This window comes from Paenibacillus tyrphae, from assembly GCF_000722545.1.
GTDB classification, from domain to species: domain Bacteria; phylum Bacillota; class Bacilli; order Paenibacillales; family NBRC-103111; genus Paenibacillus_G; species Paenibacillus_G tyrfis.
Map to the genome: position 1 here is coordinate 20,619 of NZ_JNVM01000047.1, position 19,508 is coordinate 40,126.

Annotated in this window: 17 protein-coding genes; 6 read left to right on the forward strand and 11 right to left on the reverse strand. The window is 41.0% G+C overall.

Features of this window, described 5'->3' with window-relative positions; translation table 11 throughout:
• Nucleotides 1-20: 20 nt before the first annotated feature.
• From ET33_RS33345 to ET33_RS38155, 9 genes are all read right to left on the reverse strand, one after another.
• Nucleotides 21-3,212 carry a hypothetical protein gene (locus tag ET33_RS33345; protein ID WP_036692696.1) on the reverse strand — a complete coding sequence of 1,064 codons (3,192 nt, stop codon included), beginning with the start codon at nt 3,210-3,212 and terminating at the stop codon, nt 21-23.
• On the reverse strand, nt 3,181-3,957 hold the full coding sequence (locus tag ET33_RS33350) for a hypothetical protein (protein WP_036692697.1): 777 nt from the start codon (nt 3,955-3,957) through the stop codon (nt 3,181-3,183). The genes ET33_RS33345 and ET33_RS33350 overlap by 32 nt, the downstream gene beginning before the upstream one ends.
• Nucleotides 3,923-4,855: a tRNA guanosine transglycosylase family protein gene (locus ET33_RS33355; protein ID WP_036692700.1), complete on the reverse strand. Its 933-nt coding sequence runs from the start codon at nt 4,853-4,855 to the stop codon at nt 3,923-3,925. Before ET33_RS33355 ends, ET33_RS33350 begins: the two co-directional genes overlap by 35 nt.
• 107 nt (nt 4,856-4,962) lie before the next feature.
• Nucleotides 4,963-5,757: a hypothetical protein gene (locus tag ET33_RS33360; RefSeq protein ID WP_036692703.1), complete on the reverse strand. Its 795-nt coding sequence runs from the start codon at nt 5,755-5,757 to the stop codon at nt 4,963-4,965.
• A 57-nt stretch (nt 5,758-5,814) separates the two neighbouring features.
• Entirely contained in the window at nt 5,815-7,845 is a 2,031-nt protein-coding gene (dpdA, locus tag ET33_RS33365) for a tRNA-guanine transglycosylase DpdA (protein WP_036692707.1), read from the reverse strand.
• 49 nt (nt 7,846-7,894) lie between these two features.
• Nucleotides 7,895-8,413, reverse strand: coding sequence for a VUT family protein (locus ET33_RS33370; RefSeq protein ID WP_081890618.1), 519 nt, complete (start codon nt 8,411-8,413; stop codon nt 7,895-7,897).
• A gap of 421 nt (nt 8,414-8,834) precedes the next feature.
• On the reverse strand, nt 8,835-8,969 hold the full coding sequence (locus ET33_RS40840; RefSeq protein ID WP_200879269.1) for an NlpC/P60 family protein: 135 nt from the start codon (nt 8,967-8,969) through the stop codon (nt 8,835-8,837).
• A complete protein-coding gene (locus tag ET33_RS39560; protein ID WP_200879270.1) occupies nt 8,962-9,129 on the reverse strand; it encodes a hypothetical protein in 168 nt (55 codons plus the stop codon). Before ET33_RS39560 ends, ET33_RS40840 begins: the two co-directional genes overlap by 8 nt.
• 404 nt (nt 9,130-9,533) lie before the next feature.
• Nucleotides 9,534-9,704: a helix-turn-helix domain-containing protein gene (locus ET33_RS38155; protein ID WP_081890619.1), complete on the reverse strand. Its 171-nt coding sequence runs from the start codon at nt 9,702-9,704 to the stop codon at nt 9,534-9,536.
• Between the two features lie 681 nt (nt 9,705-10,385).
• Here ET33_RS38155 and ET33_RS33375 point away from each other — a divergent pair.
• The 6 genes from ET33_RS33375 (at nt 10,386) to ET33_RS33400 (ending at nt 16,825) form a co-directional block, all read left to right on the forward strand.
• The gene (locus ET33_RS33375) at nt 10,386-11,219 is read left to right on the forward strand and encodes a hypothetical protein (protein WP_036692714.1); all 834 of its coding nucleotides are present in this window, start codon (nt 10,386-10,388) and stop codon (nt 11,217-11,219) included.
• Between the two features lie 114 nt (nt 11,220-11,333).
• Nucleotides 11,334-12,875: a tyrosine-type recombinase/integrase gene (locus ET33_RS33380; RefSeq protein WP_036692715.1), complete on the forward strand. Its 1,542-nt coding sequence runs from the start codon at nt 11,334-11,336 to the stop codon at nt 12,873-12,875.
• A gap of 2 nt (nt 12,876-12,877) precedes the next feature.
• Nucleotides 12,878-13,981, forward strand: coding sequence for a tyrosine-type recombinase/integrase (locus ET33_RS33385; protein ID WP_036692719.1), 1,104 nt, complete (start codon nt 12,878-12,880; stop codon nt 13,979-13,981).
• 13 nt (nt 13,982-13,994) lie between these two features.
• Nucleotides 13,995-14,933 carry a tyrosine-type recombinase/integrase gene (locus ET33_RS33390; protein ID WP_036692723.1) on the forward strand — a complete coding sequence of 313 codons (939 nt, stop codon included), beginning with the start codon at nt 13,995-13,997 and terminating at the stop codon, nt 14,931-14,933.
• Entirely contained in the window at nt 14,920-15,234 is a 315-nt protein-coding gene (locus tag ET33_RS33395) for a hypothetical protein (protein WP_036692727.1), read from the forward strand. The genes ET33_RS33390 and ET33_RS33395 overlap by 14 nt, the downstream gene beginning before the upstream one ends.
• Nucleotides 15,235-15,649: 415 nt before the next feature.
• Complete coding sequence (locus ET33_RS33400; protein ID WP_036692729.1) at nt 15,650-16,825, forward strand: tyrosine-type recombinase/integrase; 1,176 nt, start codon at nt 15,650-15,652, stop codon at nt 16,823-16,825.
• Between the two features lie 158 nt (nt 16,826-16,983).
• Here ET33_RS33400 and rlmD read toward each other — a convergent pair whose 3' ends face one another.
• A complete protein-coding gene (gene rlmD / locus ET33_RS33405; RefSeq protein WP_200879271.1) occupies nt 16,984-18,510 on the reverse strand; it encodes a 23S rRNA (uracil(1939)-C(5))-methyltransferase RlmD in 1,527 nt (508 codons plus the stop codon).
• Nucleotides 18,494-19,483: a diacylglycerol kinase gene (locus ET33_RS33410; RefSeq protein WP_036692732.1), complete on the reverse strand. Its 990-nt coding sequence runs from the start codon at nt 19,481-19,483 to the stop codon at nt 18,494-18,496. Before ET33_RS33410 ends, rlmD begins: the two co-directional genes overlap by 17 nt.
• Nucleotides 19,484-19,508: the final 25 nt, after the last annotated feature.

Genomic DNA, 19,508 nt, shown 5'->3' on the forward strand with positions numbered 1-19,508 from the left:
CCTATCATATCGAAAGTCGACTATTTATTGTCCCCTACAACTAATCTAATCTCTACAACATCAAATAAATTTGGGAACTTTTCTTTAATTTCATCCAGCAGACGTTTCCATTGTACTGGAGGAAGTGTGCTATAACCATTTTCAACCAGTAATCGGACATGACGTTTTATTGATGGTCTGATTTGTGGACTTTCATTTATCTTTTCTAGTAGGTGATAGATATTTCCAATGTCTTCACAATCAAGGTCATTTCTGATTACTTGGAGAAGATGCAATTTTGTTTGCTCATGCTGAAGTTTTCTTTCGGCCCAATCTCTTAGTTGATAGAAATCTATAGATTGCCATTCAGAAATTAAGGTAACCAATTCAGAACCGATAAGTTTCTTTTTCTTTAGACGATTCGCACAATTTGCTAATCTAAATTGGAGGTTCTTAATATGATCTAAAACTTCTAACTTAATTTGAAGGCTCAGCAGATGCTTCACTAAATTCCGCGGAGTGAGAGCAAGGCAGTTGTTTAAACTTGATAGTTCCTGCACAATAGTTGTTAAGCTTGCTTTATTCGCCTCCAATTCAGACCACACTACTTCATCTTTTTCAGTAATTTCCGCTTCATCTCGTTCATAGTTTGTTTGCATGTTACACTCAGTAAGAAAGTCTGCAACTTCAAGTGCCATCTCGTCGAATTGTTTGGTTAACTGTTTTATCTCATCGTTTAAAGTAGTAGCCCTCTTATATTGAGCGGCAAGTTCTTGATTTTCTAATTCTTGTTCCAGCAAAGTGTAAGTAACAAAGTCTTGTTGTGTAACAATCTTCTTCTCGCTAAAAGCTTTAATCCGTCCAGCAAGTTCTATCAATTTCAAATTGCCCGAACCAATTAAAAATGGAATCATAGATGTTCTTTTCTGAAATGACTGCTTAAAGCTTTCGTGAAGTAGATCAGAGTATCTGTGGTAACTTTCTTTCAATTGTGATAGAAATACCCTTAGAGTAGTGTTTCCAATTTGATAGTTTTCTAGGGTGTTCGATGGCGTGAGATTTCTAAACCAACGATCAAATTCTTCATTCGTCAACATGGCATTGCTTGGCGGCTGAAAAAAATTATCACGTAACAAGTACCAATCTGAATAACAATCCTCAAGCAGGGCTGTTAATTCTGTTCGGAAGGGAGAATATTGAATTACATTTGAGGCCCATAATGATTCACTGTATACTCGGGCATTTTGAACCCAATTTTTCATCCCGTACACAAAAACAGGAAGTTTCAACCCAAGAGCCTGCTCAAGAGAATTAAGCCATTCCTCATGGATTGACTCTGCTTGGTGTATCCATTTAGCAATTTCATACTCATTAGAAATTTTTTGAAATGTCTTGACCTTTTCTGAATATTTCATTGTTTGAAAGTTGGCAATTTGAATAGCAATATAACCCCTACTAACGCTTATTGTAGACTCATCATTGTTATCCTGGAGTGTAATTGGATACCGTGTTCGATTCACAACTTCATTTCGCTGAATGGTTGAGGAGGTTCTCGATGTGAATGAGCGAGACATATGAACCCCCTTTATAGCATCATGCACCAATGCCGCCACCCCAGATCTAACCGGTAATAATAATTCTTCATTTACTTCTCTTCCTTCCACCCAATCTCTAACTACTTCTTTTTCATTGAAACCAGTATTACTATCTCTTGTCGGCTCTTCGAGAAATTGCTGCTCCTCTCTTAAGCTATTTTCAATACTATTTAGTTTAACAACGATTTGGCTGTCCTTATATCCAAAGTGCTTTAATATAGGTTCAGAAATTGTAATCTTCCCCGCTTCTTCAGATGCATACCATTCTGCGAGAGTTTTGATTAAAACATCAGTATGCTCGGCGAACATTTCCCTTCTAATAAGAGGAAGAATTCTACTAATATCTTTCTTGCCTCTTAGAAAAAAGCGAATAACTTCTTTACTATTCAAAATCATGTAACGTAATTTCCCTTTTCCCATTGGAATTGCATCATACGTTCGCCTTAACATATGACTATTAAATGGAAGCAACTGCACTTCAATATCGCTCAATTTAGAATCATTATTGCTTGATTCTAGGGTATTACTTGAACATTGGTTGTAGTAAGGACATTCAGGAGAGCATTTAAAGCCTTGTGTTGCTTTCAACTGTGTAAGGTAATTAGCCATATATGGAATTACTTGTTTACGATCTAGGTTGAAAAAGTCTTTTCCTGACTCGTCAGATAGCCATAACTTTTTCACACGGTCATTGATAGTATCAAGATTCTTGATTCTTTGAGTAAGACTAAATCCTTTTTCTGTGTCCTGAACCGCGCCAGGAGTTAGACCAATTACTACATCCCAATTACCCTCTTCTAACGTAATAAGTTGATCCAATATATTTGTTGCATAAATGTTAACCGATTGAACAAGATCGTCAATTAGTAGCAATGGACGGATACCCTTGCTTTTTATCTGCTGCGACAATTGTTTAAACAGGGTTCCAATGTCCCGTCCCTCAAAAAGAAAATGGTCTAGTTTCCGAGAAAGAGTTTGTCGAAATGGTGCATACTCCAGGGAGATATTAAGAGTCGTATTAGCAAGTAAAGATTCGAACTGCTCACGATGCAGGACTTCTAGTGGTTTTTTGATTTTTCCTCGTTTAATTTGAGAAGTAAATTCAACAATGTTATTCTCAATTATAGGTCTCAACAATAGTGCTGCTGGAACAATTTCCTCATCGGATTCCAGCGATTCGGCAAGTGCTGTCCAAACCATTTGATTAATAAGCGTAATAGGCTTTTTGAGTAATAGCCCCCACTTATCTTCATCAATGCAAACATCTAAAGACAAATCTAATGCATCTAAACATTTTTTGATCAGTGTCTGAGGGTTTAACTCCGTTCGTGAAATTCGTATCACCGGTCGTTCAGATACTTCCACTAACCATTTATCTTTTAGCCAACGAAGCAGTTCAGATTTCCCTGATCCCGTTGAACCAAATACTAAATAAACCCTGTTGCCATCAGAATCAACTTCTTTGAGTTCTTCCAGTAATTCGCCTTCCGTAACCTCGGCGATCAGTTGACTATCATTAAATCTATGCATTACTTGAGGGAAATGGGTTTTCCTAAAATACTCAGGCGATTGGTCGTAACGCTCGTCTGCAGTCCCTACTAAAAGTTTAAGCGAATTTTTGTTGAGACAAGGCATCATTTAAATCACATCTCCTCTCCACCTTTATCCAATTGAAGTCATTTTTAGGTCCATATGATTTATAGGGTAAATCTTGCACGTAACTCAACTCCAACGCCCCTTCTTGATGTAACGCCATTAAAGAAAAGATAACCCCTCTGTATATATTTCCTTCAGATGTTAAGCACGGTATGACCGGATGAATAATATTTTCACAAAATGGATGCAATCCACCCTCCCATGCCTCATTCCCCTTAATGATACTTTTCATTAACGAAAGCTGTGGAAGTGCATAGAAACCTGAGTATATACGTCTACCCAATCCCCAGCACTCCATCATTCGCTTCCAGGCATTAACTTTCTCGTGCCCGACTAATGTTTTCATTAATTGGCTATTGATTTGATAGTGAATATTACTCACAAACAATCGATCCGGCTTTACAAATAACTGTTCAAACAGGGAAGCAAATATTTTATCAAGCGAATCGCTAGGTAGATCTTCAGACATTGAAAGTTCCCTTAACTTAAAAAAAACCTCTTTGTTGCACCATGGCTTGTCTTGTAGTACAAAAAATTGAGATTTGTCTTTATATACAAACTGTAGATCCTCTAATACGGTCAAGCCGCATTCAATTAAAGATGTAATGTCCCCGTTATCACCATACTGAAATCTTGTTTTTAACATCTTTACATCCAGTCCTGGATTAGTTCTTAAATTTTCATAAATCACTTCAATTTCCGGTCCGTAGCACATTTGAAACAACATGCTCGCTCCTCCTCTTCTTATTTTCTAAAATATCGTTAAATGTTCTAAGTAAGTGGTAATAGTTATGGATTGATCTTAACTTCATATATTCTCTTGGGGATGGGACTAATATTTGTCTTGCATCGTTTTCACATACAGGGCATTCACAATGAAGCGGATTTTCCAATCGCGGACTTGTGGGTTTAGCTCGAGATTCTGAGAGGAAAAAGGTTCTAAATGGCCTGCTGTAGAACACTTGAAAGAACGCAGCTGCCATCGTTGGTCGTGTTGAATCAAATGAGCTTACACCAATATCAACCATTGCACTGAGTTGGGGAATTCCTGTTACTCCAAATACATGCAGGTTTGAAGGCCCTACAACATCTGCTGCCCTTCTGATCATTTCAATTTGCTGGGTCTGATGTTTAAAAAGTAACGATCCAATTCCAAACTTCGTATACCCCATTTTGATCAGTTCATAAGCTGAAAACTCAATACTAGCTTGGTCATAACCTTGAATGACTCCCATTGGTTGAACAGATTTCGGAAGATTACATTTATGAAAAATATTGAAATACTCATACGCATTAAATAGCGTTCTTTCTATCGCCATGTAACGTTCAGATAAAGAGAACTTATTTAACAATGGTTCGTCAAAATGAACCATTCGAACAATTGCTTCTTTTTCGCAATCTTCTAAGAGCGAGAGTTGAATATCAAAAACATCTTTTAGCGGAGGCCTAACTTTTTGTTTAACATAAAACACTGACCCACAGTCTAGTATTAGCTTGCTAGGTTTATTTTTATACCTTTTTACTCCTCCTCTATTGTCTGGTATTGCACTAATTAAAACTGGACATTGAGGAAAGTAATCACAAAATATTGCATCACTATGTGACCAACCAATATAAAATTCCATATCCTCATCTCCTAGCTCAAATAATATACGTGATTATACGTGATAATTTGATTGTATCACAGTTCACCATCACTCATCTACTCTTTGAATATAAAAAAAAGAAGCCATCAGGCTTCTTTTATCCATTGTCTCCATATTTCATATATTAAATCGCGTTGTGCATCATTAAATTTAAAACTTCCTTTATTAACAAGTAGCACTGGGTTGTCTCGGTCAAAAAACTGACCATTCCAATTCTCATAATGAAATTCTTCTGTGAGTAGCGGCCGCGGCTGATTGGTTAGATGAGAATCCTCAGTCCACTGCTCCATGAAATATCTAATATAGCAATACCAGGCAATGGCTGAGTCAGCAATGGATTTTTTTCGAAATTGTTTCCTCTGTGCTACAGGAAGATATCCTAGTTCAGGATAATGATTCATTATAGATTCAACATATTTAATTAAATCTTTAGCTAATTGAGGACATAGGCTATGTTCAACTCGATACCTTTGAAAGTCCTTGAAAATATCATGCAGCGATCTAATGGTCATTAATTTTGTGGAGTTGCTGCTTATTTTCTCCCCCTTCTCAATCAACCGCTCAAAACGCTCATATGACATTAATTGATGCATACAGTAGCTAGGAAAGTACTGGGTTTCAGATACAATTAGAACGACGTATTCATCACTGATACTGCCGTTGGGCAATTTATAAGTAAACCGGGGGTTCGTCACTTGTAACTTATCGTTTAAAAAACTTACCACAGTATCATAATTTACTAAAATGACGTCTTCGCCAACTACATCAGACTGAATTATAGAAAAACCCCAGTCTTTAATCACACCTAATGGCAGTACAGCAAGATACACGTCACTATTCTTTCTGGTTAAATTTCTTACGTTTTCAAAAGTAAAAACCATGGAATTTCCCCCAACGCAAATATGCCTTAGTGTATCACACTAAGGCATATTTGCGCACTAATTATTCCACTGTTTTTTTAATTCTTGAATTTGACTGTAGTAGACATGAGTATTATGAAACCCTCTTCGTCTGTTTCTATTATTACCTCTAAATACAATCACATCGATTCCAATTTCCTTACATATATTACAGCCACATTGTTCCCATGGACGTTCAGACAAAACCTCTCTATAGAGATCCTCATGCACTTCGCGCTTCTCCCCTAGAATTTTATCATATTCCAGTATAGCTTCAAGTGTGGATGATAATTCCCTTTTCCCAGCACTGAATTCCCTTAAAGCGATTAATGCCTCCTGTTCGAGCCTCTTATATTGATCAAACTCAATCTCATCATTATTTTGCATCATTTTTTTTACTCTTCCGGACGTTTCTTTTGCTTCAGGTATTCTAATCGCTGTGTAATGTTTACCACTTAAGGTATGATAGTTATGTCCAGTTCCTAACCACGCTCTTCTTAAGGGAGAAGATGAGTCAAACGAAGTCACGCCTAGTTTATGGAAGGATTCCATTGTTTTCATATCTCGTGCAACTCCAAACAAGTGCATACGAAACGTAGGACTCGGAATAACAGGTGCTATTTCTTTAAGAATTTCATATATTTTTTCAGATTGTTCTCTGGCTAAACCACCCAAGGCAATATAGTCATAACCTAGTCCAATAAGATGCTCTACTGCTCTACGGAAAGAAGGTGGGTCCCATCCTTGAACTATACCTATCGGATGAAACTGATAATTCCTTGTCTCCTTATTCTCCCTATACATCCGTATAAACTCTTCCGCCATAGTAAGGGTTAGTTCATAACGCTGATTTCTTATATTTTCATCTCTTTGAAAAGGGCCTACTATTAGATGGTCAATTGACACTCCATAATCAAACCCCAGTTTGTGGTAGTAGTCAATGATCTCTTGAGTAGTATAAGGCGGGACTTCTTTATCAATATAACTAAAGGCACCGCAATCACCCATAATCGGATATTCTCTAGGAAGTCGATAAAATTCGTGCAATCCCATATCTTGAATCATCTGATTTTTCAACTTTGTAGCATTATCGATGTTCACTTTAGAAACAAGGAGTCCATCAAATTGAGGTCTTTCAAAAATCTGATGAGCGTACACATCGTTTTCTAATGGATTTCTATTCTTCTCAGAGAAATCACTCATAAAATCATAATTTGGATCGACCCTATCATCATTCTCTGGAAGATAAAATTTTGGTTCTTCAATGCAATTTATAGCAACTAACTCATCTGGCACAGGAAACATTTCATTATAAAACAGTAATAAGTCTTCATTTCCTGATATGTCACTAAAAAGTTCAAGTTGTTTTTTAGAGGAAATTGAATTGAAAATATACTCTCTAATTTGATTAGGACTATACATAATTGCGTCCCACTTTAGATCAATGTTATCCGAAATGATGCTCTTTAATAAATGTGAAAAAAGATAACCCTTGATTCCTATCAAACCATATTTAAATGTCTTAGCTTCTTTTTCCCCAATAGTTAATACATGATAATCGTCCCAATTTAGAATCCTAGAACGACTGGATGCTCCAGCAAAAAAGATCGCTTTTTGATTACTTTGTAGCTTTAATGGCCACTCCACTGCTTGCAAATATTTATCTCCAAGTAAGAAAAAAATAAGATCATAGTCCGCAACTTTTGTTTGCAAAGCTTGTGTAATTTCAAGTTCGCGCGCCCATTTTTTTATAGTCTGCGAGTCCATTGTATTGAAAGTCACTTCATAGGGAACAATCTGAGAGTTTTCATTCAAAAGACCATAACCCGCTGAAATAATGCATAGGTCAATTTTTCCACCTTGTTGCCGATATTCTTTAATACCACTCATTAGAGCAAGGTGCTGACTCCCTGTGTACATTTCATCAGCACGTTCTTTGAATTCCAACAATTCTGCTTCTCTTTGTTTTAATACATCTTTATTCTTGAAATCATCGAATACAAGTTGATTTATCGGTTTATGTAACTTCTCTCCAGTACAAGAAGTGACAACAAGAATACGTTTTGACAAAAAAATCCCATCCTTTACTCACACCAATATAAAATAGGGCGAGAACGCCCTATTTCCAAACAACTTTTGCATGCTTTAAAAAAATTTTTTTCACAATAATTGCAGCAAATAATTGAACCAATGTCTTAACAATGATTTGACCAACAATCGCCAGAAATACAGCATTCCAGGGAAGAATATTGGCCCCCAATGGTGATAGTCCCACAACAACAAAAATAATACTATCTAGTATTCCTCCAACAATACCACTGTATGCTACCCTCATATGAAAAGGTAGTTTAAGGCGTGAATAAATTTCTGTATCTGTAGTCTCGGATACCGCAAATGTAATGATTGAAGCAAATACAATCCAAAGTGTATCCCCAAGTAAATATGATGTTAATGCCGATAAAACCATTGCTATTAAAATGAGTAAATAGGTCTTCCGCCTACCAACAAAATTTTGCACAAAATCGCGGAATATAAATGTTGCCCCTATTATAAATGTCCCTGCCGGAATAATAAAGGGTCCAATAAAAAATGGGGGTATTCCTGCTGTTACGACATTTGAAGAAATAATAGCCAGCAAATAAGCTACAATTGTTAAATATTTAATTTTACATCACCTCTTCAATTCAATCCATCATTAATTATAACACCACTTTTTGTTCCGAGCTACCCTTGCCAAGCTAATTAATTTATCCAATCATTGGCTAGCTTGAAGGTACAGGGCAACATCTTGTTCTACTTGATAATCTATCAAATCGAGTTATTTTAGGAAGGGTATAAATACAATAGTTATCTTACTCTCCCATACATCACCCGCTTATCCCCATCAAACAAATTCCGACAAACCACCTGCCCACGCCTGGAGGATGCATCGACCGCCTAGCCATTCCCTGCATAAATACCTACATGCGTAATATCCATAAAACGACCATTCTGTTCATAACTCCAGAAGACCAAATCACCTGTTGCTAAATCTTCATATTGTATTGCCATCTCATTTTCTAAATATAACGTGCCTGCTCCGCTGCAGTGCGCGGCAACTGAATATTTAGCTGCTTATAAACCCATTGCACAAGGTAACTACAATCTGTGTAGCGATCCTGCCCCGCCTTCGGCTGGCTATACGGATCACCCAAGCGAGATCAATGCCAGCTTAACAGCCTCAACGCCTCGCTCCTCCTCTGACAAATCACGATAAACAAGTTCAAGCTGTTCCTGAGATAATCCTGTGTCGCTGTCCTTGCCCAAAAGTGCAAACATAAGTGGTCTGAACTCCTCTGACAACAGCTCCTCCATAAGTGAATCCTGAAGCTGTAGGCTGCTGATTGCTCATCTGCTGTTCGGCTGGTAATGGTTTTATCGTATCATGGTTAAAAGGAACTACGAAGAATTTCTTTCATTAATATAAAAAAAGAACAGCCCAATTTGTCTGACTGTTCACTCTACATCTGTAATCTCTGCTCAATGCGCTCATCCCATTGAGGAGAATCCGACCGATATGTTATTGAAAATACTAATCCCTAGCCGATCAACGATGAGATTACAAATTGTACTTTTTCCGCTGCTATTGTTACCCGCAAAGACTTACATCATTGGAATCGTTTCATGCATACGAGATATCCGGGTCACCTGTTGATTTCCTTTCCCAAAAACAACCACCCCCATTCCGATTCGTAGAACTGGCTTCCGGGCTCCCCTTGTTAAATTCCACCTTGATTCCTGAGCCATTCCTCTATTATTTCAATAGAAAAAATAATCCTTCTTCGAATTCTAACATGAGGAATTTGTTTTTCCCGAACCATTGCATAGATACTGTCGGTTGATACATTTAAATACTGGGCTATCTCAGAAACAGTAAAAATTTTTTTCAAGTTACATCATTCCTTTACTATATTTCTAATCATTTTTTTGTTAAAATGTACCTGCATCTACCACGCGAGCTCTCCTCATGCTCGTGCCTGTTCTCCACAGGCCAAAACAGCACTCAGCTGTAATCACGCTCCCCCTAGCGGCTAAAGTTATGCTCTCTTTAAGCATGCCTAATTCGTGATTAAACGCGGAGAACCTGAATTCCAAGCTGTCTTCTCAATTCTCCCGATCTAGCTAATAACTTTTAAATTGCAAACACTTTGAGAAATTTATCTCAAGGTGTTTTTAATGTGCATATTAATTTTTAATCGAATCGGTTCACTTACAGTGCGCCTGTAAACATATTAAAAAAGTTTGTTTCCCTTGGAGGTGTTCTGCTCGAACTCATTATTAAAAGTATAGTCATTGCTTTGCTTTTCCTTGAAATCCTTAGTCTGACTAAGGATGATTTAATCCTACTATTTCACGTTGTATAAAGCTTTTGATGGGGATTAGGTACAAAGTGGTTTCAATTTATGCATATTTACAGATTCAAGTTCCTACGTCTAATAATTTTTAGTGGAGGTGTACCATATAGTATCAAATCTTTCCTTTTATACGACGGGTTTACGAATACTTAGTCGGACTAAGAATTTCAATAGCACTCCTAAAACTGCGATATCATGGTTAGTGGTGATGAACATATGACACTTGATCCAATAATGTATAAGACGAATCGCAGCACAGTACACGAGCACTACAACATATACTTAATTGAGACCCAGAAGAAAGAGCCCGTAGATAGTGCAGTTGTTGAAGCAAGAAATAACATTCTAAGCCTTTTCCATTATGAACTGCTTATTTTGCAAAGTTCCAAAGAGCATTGGGAAAGGCTGATGAACGATCCCAGTCTTAATTTTAGGCGAGAGTTATGTGCTAAACTCTACAGACTCGAACGGGCAGATATCATGGTAGAGCTAGATCTATCAAGTGGTGCAGTAAGTAATCTATTTAACGAATCTACCAAGCCAAATTGGCCGCGGCCATTTCAACTTAGCGTTCTTTTTGAGCACCCGTGGCAGCTTATCAATTATGAGATTCCTGATCCATATTCTTACTCTGAATCGCCGGAGTACTTTGAAGAAAGAGTATCAAAAAAAATACACCTTAATGATCTGGCGAATGAAAGATCAAAAGTATTGAGCATTAGAGGATACGTGATTGTCAATGCCCCAGAGTTGTTCCAACAGGAATCAACTGCTTTAACCGGTCGCTGGGTGACGACATACCCCGAATTTGATTACTTTGAATTTCATCTGAATCACGAGCCTATAATCGATAAGGTGCTTCGGGAATCACTTCTGAAACTGTTTCCGATGGCTAACCACATGATTACAACATATCGTCCATTTAAGCCGCTAACCAAACGGGCGTTATGGGTCATTATCCCTAAAAACGAAACATCACCTTCATACGAAGGAATTCTTCACGAACTGAAGAAGTATCGGGAGCATACGGAATACCACAGACTGAAATAGTTACCGTCACAAGTTTTCAAGTTAGCCCCAATTTAGTTGAACTAAGAAAAATGAACCACCTCCCCATTCGTGTCAACGCTAAGTATCAAAAGGACATGAATGGAGGAAACCTAGGTGGACCACTTCGAAAAAACAAAATCTTCGAACCAAAACCCTCACCAGATCAATGATCTGGAATCTACAAAAAAACAAGAATCTTTTCGGCAGAATGCTTCTTTTGCCGAAAAGATTCTTCTCAATGAAGGTATGTTTACTCGCCGTGGTGACGATCATGATATTAGAAAAATAACCCGAGCGAGGATTGAGAACATGCTCTATGCAAACAGCCTACAGCAGTTAGAAACACCCGTAAACATTTACCTTGGCCGACAAGGAATCAACCAATGGATATGGGAAAACAAAGTGATCTTAGAGATCCCAACGGAAATATTAAAGAAGTATCTCCTTCGCAAAATGACCAAAGATGCCTTTATTTTCTATAAAGAGTATATCATGGTCCACGAACTAGCACAAAAAATTGGCGTCTATTTGAAAATACCTGCAAGCCAAATTATGGATGAACAACTACTGAGTGATGAAGTTTTGACTTATTTATCAACATCACTTGCAACAACTGGCATGCAACAAAAACTGATAGCGTTTGTCGTTCAGCATGCCAATCAGTATCTAAAAACTCCCTTGCACAATACAGAAAAATATAGCCTTCTATTTTCTCCGCTAAAAAATCGTAAAGGAAAGCCAGTTCACCCGAAAATTGAAATGTATATGAAGCAGTTAACAAAAGAAGGAAAATCCGGACATACCCTAGCAAGAGTCACAACTCACATCAATTCTATGCTGTTCTGGTTAGTTAACAATATGAAGGATTTCGCAGCATGTAAAACTCATACAGTTCCAATCTTATCTATTAAAGAGATGCACCTACAGGAATTTCGTTCCTACCTTCTAAAGAAACAACGAAAAGGAGAGTACAGCTCAATCACCATCAGTGAATGCATCTATGCGATTAAAAGCTTCTTTCTATTTTTGCAAAAAACTTATGGGTTTCCAGACCCCGCAAAAAAGATTAAATCAATCAAAGCGTCTCGATATCGTTTCCGAAACCTGCCTACTAAAGAACAGATCACTGCGTTTTTTAATGTGATTGAAACGTATTCCGAAAATCCACTTTTGGAGCGTATCGCTTTTCAATTTATGCTTACACTTGGCTTGCGCTCTATGGAAGTTTCGCAAATATCCTTGAATGACATTAATATGGAGATCCGAACGATTTCTATTCACAGCAAAGGCGGAAAACATCACGAACTGCCGCTGGCGGGAAAACTCTATCGTGATCTAGAAATGATCAAGAGTATTCCATCAACGTCAAAGTACTTATTTGGCGATGATCCAAAAAAGATGATAAGAGAACTTCAAGAAAACTATAAATTATACAGTCAAATCGCTGGCTGGACTTTCCCTGGTGGATTACATTTGTTCCGTCATTGTTTCGTAACGAATCTAGCGGGTCAAAACCCGCCACCACAAGTGCTTCAGGCACTTTCCCGGGTAATTAAGATGGATACGGTCAGTTTATATACCCATCTTAATCAGAAGTCGAATTGGCTTTCTCAAGAATTGAATAAGCTTGATTATTCATATCAAGGAGGTAAATGAGCATGCCTATTTACGATAAGGAATTTGAAATGGACCTCTTACTAGAGGACAAGATTAAAGAAATGGCCGAAGCATACGGCCCCCATAAATTTCTGCAAGCGTTAAATCAAATGGATTGGGTTCCAAAAGTCACTAACAACGAAAAACCTTCCGAACATGTGATGCTCCATGATGCGGTCGAATTCTATTTTTCGAGTGATTCATTTACAGAACTTGCAAAAGCATCACAAGTAGCTTACCGCTATGAAATGAATTTGTTTATCAAATTCTGTAACCAACATTTCGATCAAGACCCGGATTTCAAAACGATTTGCACCTCTCAATTTTTAAGCGATTACTTAGCGCCAGTGAGAAATAAAAATACACGAAGCAAAAAGGCTGCATTTTTGAGAAGCTTTTTGCGAACCATTCTTGAGCATTTTTATGAACAAAAGATAGATAAACTAAAGCGGGTATTAAAGGTAGAGGTCGATAAAAGACGTGTACCGCGTGCATTCACCAAAGAACAAATTGAAGAGTTGATCATGCTAGCAAGATTAGGTCGTGAGTCCCATCGGAACTTTATAATTCTATGGACATTCCTCGGGACCGGAATTCGCCTCAGTGAATTATGTTCTCTTCAAATTGGGGACATAAAACCGCAGACGCAAGACATTTACATTCGTTCGAAGGGCGAAAAAGACTTTAAATCCCCATGCAAAATCACTAACTTTTCGCTTGAATTGCTGTGTAAGTATGTAAATTTCAGATATGGCGCTCTTAAGGACTTGACCGATTATACTGAACGATATGTGTTCTCCGACGATAAAGGGATATCACCACTGCATGAGAGTACAATCCAAAAAATGTTTACCAGTCTTATTGACGAGGCGTCAACGATTACTGATGATGACAAACGCGTTTATCAACTATCCGTACACTCCCTTCGTCATTCGTTTGCCCTTTATTTGCTGGAGTCCGGTGTAAATATATACACCATTCAGGAGTTGCTTAGGCACAAATGGCTCAGTTCAACATTAGTTTATCTTAAAATGTTTGACAGCATGCTTGTCAAAGTTATTAATCAACATCCGCTAGGAAATCTAAAAGTCAATGATTTTTTCTAAGGAGATCCAATAGATGAACAACATTTTGTTCGAATCCAAGTACTATAGATTTTGGTATGAGCATGTAGATCTTACGGCGAAGGAATATGTTGAACGCGATCTACGAAAATTTGAAAAGTATTTACATTTAAGAGGGTTTGAAGGAGAACTTGATTTCGACAAGTTTCATGCCAGCCAAAAGCATCCCGACTCTTTTCGTCCCATTCAACAATACTTTATCGACCAATTTGTAGAATACCTTCGCGTGGATTATCAGGCAACGAAGAATGTTATGTACAATGCGATCAGTTCTTTAAAAAATTTCTTTAAATTCCTATATGATATGGAGTTAATTCAACAAAACCCGATGGAGGATTATCCAAATCCATATTACGACCGGCCGATCAAAAATACTGCACTTTCAAAAGAGGAATGCCTTGCTCTGCTCGGTGCTGCCTTAAAAAAAGATCCTTTCTTCCGTCAGGAATTCGTTTTGATTTGGTTCATGTTGATTACGGGGCTTAGGAATTCAGAAGTTAGATCCGTTTCTCGAACCAGTATTAACCTAGAGAACAGGATGGTAATGATTATACAAGGGCAGAAAAATGATGCTCGTTCTACCAGTATCACAACTGCCCTATCAGAAGAGCTTAGACGGTATATCAATCATCCGAACTATATCGCTTGGGCAGAGAAAGGTAATGACAAGCTGTTTTTTCGGAAAGAAAAACCATTAACCTATAAAGCGTTACAGGTAATCCTAAAGGATTTATGCCTCGACGCTAACTTATCTAGGATTGTAACCCCTCATGATTTGAGGCGTACTGCTGGCTATCTCATGCAATCAGCCGGAATGAATATGGTCGAAATTCAAAGGCAGCTCGGGCATCAGATAATGGCTACAACATTACGCTATATCCCACCGTTGAATGACTTAGCCAAAATCCTGGCCAAGGAGGATGAACAACAGTAATAAATGTGTAACCGTAAGCTTCCCCCATACTTCTTTAATGGCACAAATGAAAAAAACAAATTTTGTAACAAAGGAAAACTGTTATATGAATAATATAAATATCAAAGAGATAAGCCTCGCAATAAAATGGGCACATGAAAATGACCAACAAATTTTATCAGTCATGTCTCTAAGCTTGATCGGACTACGTTTAACTGAAATTGTTAATTTGCGTTGGAATCAGATTGATATCCCCCAAAAAAAATTTCCATTCAAGGAAAACTTAAATGGAGGCAAATTCCTGTACCCGGATCAATGTTAGTATTCTTGCTAAAATCTAGGGAAAGCTCGGAACTTGTCGTACCAACAAGTTCTTATGTTCTGAAAAAAAGGTAAGAAGATTAGCTGGTGCAACTGGTCTCTCACAATTTAATTTAAGGAGTCTACGTAACACCATCAAAATGTACAATCATAGAACAGTGGAACCAAACTTACTATTGGACACAATTCATTACCTTGCTCCACATTAAAAACTACTCACTAAATTATTATAAGGAAATGACAATAAGTATATACCAAACTTAAGGGTCCCGTTAACGGTGAGGCCCTTTTTCAATACTGTAATTTATGTCATCCACGTTTCTTTTGAAACATTAAGGGGAAAAATGTAAATATACTTTGCTGATTTTTCATTCTTTACAGCAGAGCACAACACTCTGGAGTTGGAGAGATTTAGTATGGCTAACATTCAAAAGCGTGGAGACAATTCGTGGTTCTTGACTGTAAGCCTTGGAAAAGACCACCAAGGTAAGTATATACGACGCACAAAAACCGTTAACTGCCGTACCAAAAAAGAAGCTGAAAGCGAATATGCAAAGTTCCGTCAGGAAGTTGAGGCTGGTGAATATATCGCACCTCAGAAAATGACATTTGGAGCATTTGTTGAAGAGTGGCGCGATAAATATGCTGTTAAACATTTGGGTTATAAGACACTGTATACATACGAATCGAATCTAAAAATTCGTATCCTTCCTGCTTTCCAACACATGCAATTGGAGGATATCAACCCCCTCCATATTGTAAACTTTCTCGATAAACTTGAAAAAGAGGGCAGCCGCGGAGATAAAAAAAACGGTGGATTAGCCTCTGGAACGATCGAAATTAATCACCGTATCTTAAAAAACATTCTAAAACGTGCAGTTGAATGGAGAATCATCAAACGAAATCCGGTTAGTGACGTGCAAAAACCAAAAGTCGATTCAAAGGAGATTATCCCCTATGATGAAGCAGAAGTTGAACAAATGCTTCGAGCCCTGCAACGTGAACCTTACCACTGGAGGATAATGATTACTTTAGCTCTTACAACCGGGTTACGACGGAGTGAGTTGCTTGGACTTGAATGGAAGCATCTTGATTTTAACACGGGCGTATTAGATGTTTCACAGAGCATGATTCATGCTCTGAAGGGTGAAATCATCGTGAAACAGCCTAAGACAAAGAAATCCATTCGTAAAGTTGCATTACCAAGATCCATGCTTAAAGAGCTAAAAGAATATTACGACTACAGAATGCAAGAACGAAATGACATCGGGGATGCATGGCGCGGCGGCAATTGGTTTTTTATGTTTTCACATACAGATGGACAACCTTTCCATCATGAACGGCCCTATCTTTGGTTTCGACAGTTCGTTAAGAAAAACGGGTTTCGATACATTCGATTCCATGATCTTCGGCATACCTCGGCTACAATTCTGATTAATCAAGGTGTTCATGCCAAAATCATTTCAGAACGGTTAGGACACGGAAGCATTACTACAACAATGAATATTTACGGCCATGCTCTCCGAACTGCAGATCAAGCCGCTGCTGATAAATTCGAATCATTCTTTACATCTAAAACTGCACAAGGATAATAATGAAGACGCCAGGTATTTCCTGGCGTCTTCGGTTCATTTAGGTTTATTTCTGATCGATTTTTACATCAATTTTACATCAAGTCTGATTTTCGTCCTCTGTACCACTAATATTTAAACTCTGTATCACATCGAAAAACCCAGTAAATATAAGGATTTTAATAATCTGGACCATTCCTCACCAGCAAAGCCACCGATTCTACGTGCACCGTATGCGGAAACATATCCACCGGCTGCACCTCCATCGTGCGGTACCCGCCATCCTCCAGCACGCGCAGGTCGCGCGCCAGCGTCGACGGGTTGCACGAGACGTACACTACGCGCTCCGGACGCATCGCAAGGATCGTCTCCAGCAGCGCGGCGTCGCAGCCTTTGCGCGGCGGGTCGACGACGATCACGTCAGGCGTGATGCCCTGTCGCTTCCACTCGGGGATGACGACCTCCGCGCCGCCGACCTCGAACCGCACGTTGCGGATCTCGTTGACCAGCGCGTTGCGCTTCGCGTCCTCGATCGCCTCGGGGACGATCTCGACGCCGTACACCTCGCGGGCTTTCTGCGCGAGGAAGAGCGAGATCGTGCCGATGCCGCAATAGGCATCGATCACGGTCTCTTCGCCGCTCAGACCGGCGTAGTCCAGCGCCTTCCGGTATAGCACCTCGGTCTGAACCGGATTGACCTGGTAGAATGAGCGCGCCGAGATCGCGAAGCGGATATCTCCGATCGTATCGTAGATGACCTCGCTGCCCCAGAGCACCCGCGTCTCGTCGCCGAAGATCACGTTCGTCTGCTGCCGGTTGACGTTCTGGCAGATGCTTCGCATGTCCGGGATCGCCTCGCGGATCAGCCCGACCAGTTCGTCCCTATGCGGGATGTCGCGACCGTTCGTCACGAGCACGACCATGATCTCGCCCGTGTTGAAGCCGTAGCGGGCGATGACGTGGCGCAGCAGCCCTTTGCCCGTCTCCTCGTTGTACGGCCGGATACCGAGCTCGACGGCGATCCGTTTGACCGCCGCGACGACGGCATCGTTATTCTCGTGCTGGATCAGGCACGCCTCCATGTCGATAATCCGGTGGCTGCCCTGCGCGTAGAAGCCGCCGATCAGACCGCCCTCTTTGCCCCCGGCGAGACCGATCGGCACCTGTGCCTTGTTGCGGTACCGCCACGGGGCGCTCATCCCGAGCGTCGGATGCACCACGATGCCCGTATCCCTCGCACCGCCGCTCCCAGCTCCCACGCCTGCTTCCGCCACAGCCTCCATCTCGGCTACGTCGCTCTCCGCCTTGGCTCCGGCCACTCGCAGCTTCCCGATCCGCTCCAGATTGTCGATGACAAGCTGGCGCTTCCAGCGGAGCTGCGCGTCGTAGCTCAGGTGCTGGAGCTGGCAGCCCCCGCACTGCTTGTAGATCGGACAGGGCGCGTCGATCCGGTCGGGGCTTGCTTCAATAATCTCCAGCAGCTTGGCGTAGCCGTACTGCTTCTTCACCTTGAGCACCTTCGCCCGTACTTTCTCGCCGGGCAGGGCGCCCTGAATAAAAAGGGTAAAGCCGTTCACACGGCCTACCCCTTCTCCGTCATGCCCTAAGCCGACAACGTCGGCGATATATTCTTCGTTCTTCGCGACGGGCAGGCCGCTGAGATCGGCAGCGGGCGCGCCCGGGCGTCGTTTATTCTTCCTGTTCATGTTCGTCCACTCCGGGTCTCGTTTTCCATGGCAGCTTCATCAGGTTGATCGGAGGCGACTTGTACGTCGACTGGCCCGTCTCGTCGATGAAGATGTGCAGATGCTGCGGCAGGTTCGTGAAAATGCACGGCAGCGTGCCGCCCAGCTCCCCGTCCAGGTTCACCTGCACGTAGTCGGGGGACGTCACTTGAATTTGCTTCGTTTGAAGGTAGATCAGGTTCGGGTCGGACAAATGCTCGCCGCGCAGTGCCAGCGAGACGACGCGGATAAATTCCGCGAGGTTGCATTTGCGCAGGATCAGCACGTCGAACAGACCGTCGCTGAGCGACGCGTCCGGCGCTAGACGCTCGAAGCCGCCGACGGAGTTGCTGTTCGAGATGAGGAAGAGCATCACTTCCTCGTGCATCTCCACCTCCGCCGTCTTGATGTACAGCTCGATCGGGCGCAGCCGCGGCAGCTTCTCCAGCCCTTTCATATAGTAGGCCATCTGGCCGATCATCGTCTTGAGCTTGCTCGGCACCTCATAGGTCAGCTCGGTCAGCGATCCGCCGCCGGCGATGTTGATGAAGTAGCGCTGGTTCACCTTCCCGACGTCGATCACGCGCGCGTGCTGGCGCAGAATGACATCCACCGCACCTTCCCAGTTCCGCGGAATGTTCAGCGCCCGGGCAAAATCGTTCGTCGTCCCGAGCGGCAAAATCCCGAGCGGCGGCCGGTTCGGCTTCTCCGCCAAGCCATTGATCACCTCGTACAGCGTGCCGTCGCCTCCGGCCGCGATGACGATATCGAACCCCCGTTCCACCGCCTCCGCCGCCGCGAGCGTCGCGTCGCCTTCCCCAATCGTCGCATGCGTGCTTGTCTCCAGCCCGCCGCGTTCCAGCCGCTGCAAAATTTCCGGCAGCCGCTTCTTCATTTCCTCCCGGCCGGAGGACGGATTATATATGAGCCTTGCCCGTTTGGCTTGCTGTGCCATTCTCTCTCTCACCCGTTCACATAAG

Excerpts from the sequence above, each read along its gene's own strand:
- rlmD (WP_200879271.1), bottom strand. The coding sequence starts at position 18,510 with ATGAACAGGAAGAATAAACGACGCCCGGGCGCGCCCGCTGCCGATCTC.
- ET33_RS33355 (WP_036692700.1), bottom strand. The coding sequence starts at position 4,855 with ATGGAATTTTATATTGGTTGGTCACATAGTGATGCAATATTTTGTGAT.
- ET33_RS33345 (WP_036692696.1), bottom strand. The coding sequence starts at position 3,212 with ATGATGCCTTGTCTCAACAAAAATTCGCTTAAACTTTTAGTAGGGACT.
- ET33_RS33395 (WP_036692727.1), top strand. The coding sequence starts at position 14,920 with ATGAACAACAGTAATAAATGTGTAACCGTAAGCTTCCCCCATACTTCT.
- ET33_RS33410 (WP_036692732.1), bottom strand. The coding sequence starts at position 19,483 with ATGGCACAGCAAGCCAAACGGGCAAGGCTCATATATAATCCGTCCTCC.
- ET33_RS33375 (WP_036692714.1), top strand. The coding sequence starts at position 10,386 with ATGACACTTGATCCAATAATGTATAAGACGAATCGCAGCACAGTACAC.
- ET33_RS33385 (WP_036692719.1), top strand. The coding sequence starts at position 12,878 with ATGCCTATTTACGATAAGGAATTTGAAATGGACCTCTTACTAGAGGAC.
- ET33_RS33390 (WP_036692723.1), top strand. The coding sequence starts at position 13,995 with ATGAACAACATTTTGTTCGAATCCAAGTACTATAGATTTTGGTATGAG.
- ET33_RS33400 (WP_036692729.1), top strand. The coding sequence starts at position 15,650 with ATGGCTAACATTCAAAAGCGTGGAGACAATTCGTGGTTCTTGACTGTA.
- ET33_RS39560 (WP_200879270.1), bottom strand. The coding sequence starts at position 9,129 with ATGGAGGAGCTGTTGTCAGAGGAGTTCAGACCACTTATGTTTGCACTT.
- ET33_RS33360 (WP_036692703.1), bottom strand. The coding sequence starts at position 5,757 with ATGGTTTTTACTTTTGAAAACGTAAGAAATTTAACCAGAAAGAATAGT.
- ET33_RS33350 (WP_036692697.1), bottom strand. The coding sequence starts at position 3,957 with ATGTTGTTTCAAATGTGCTACGGACCGGAAATTGAAGTGATTTATGAA.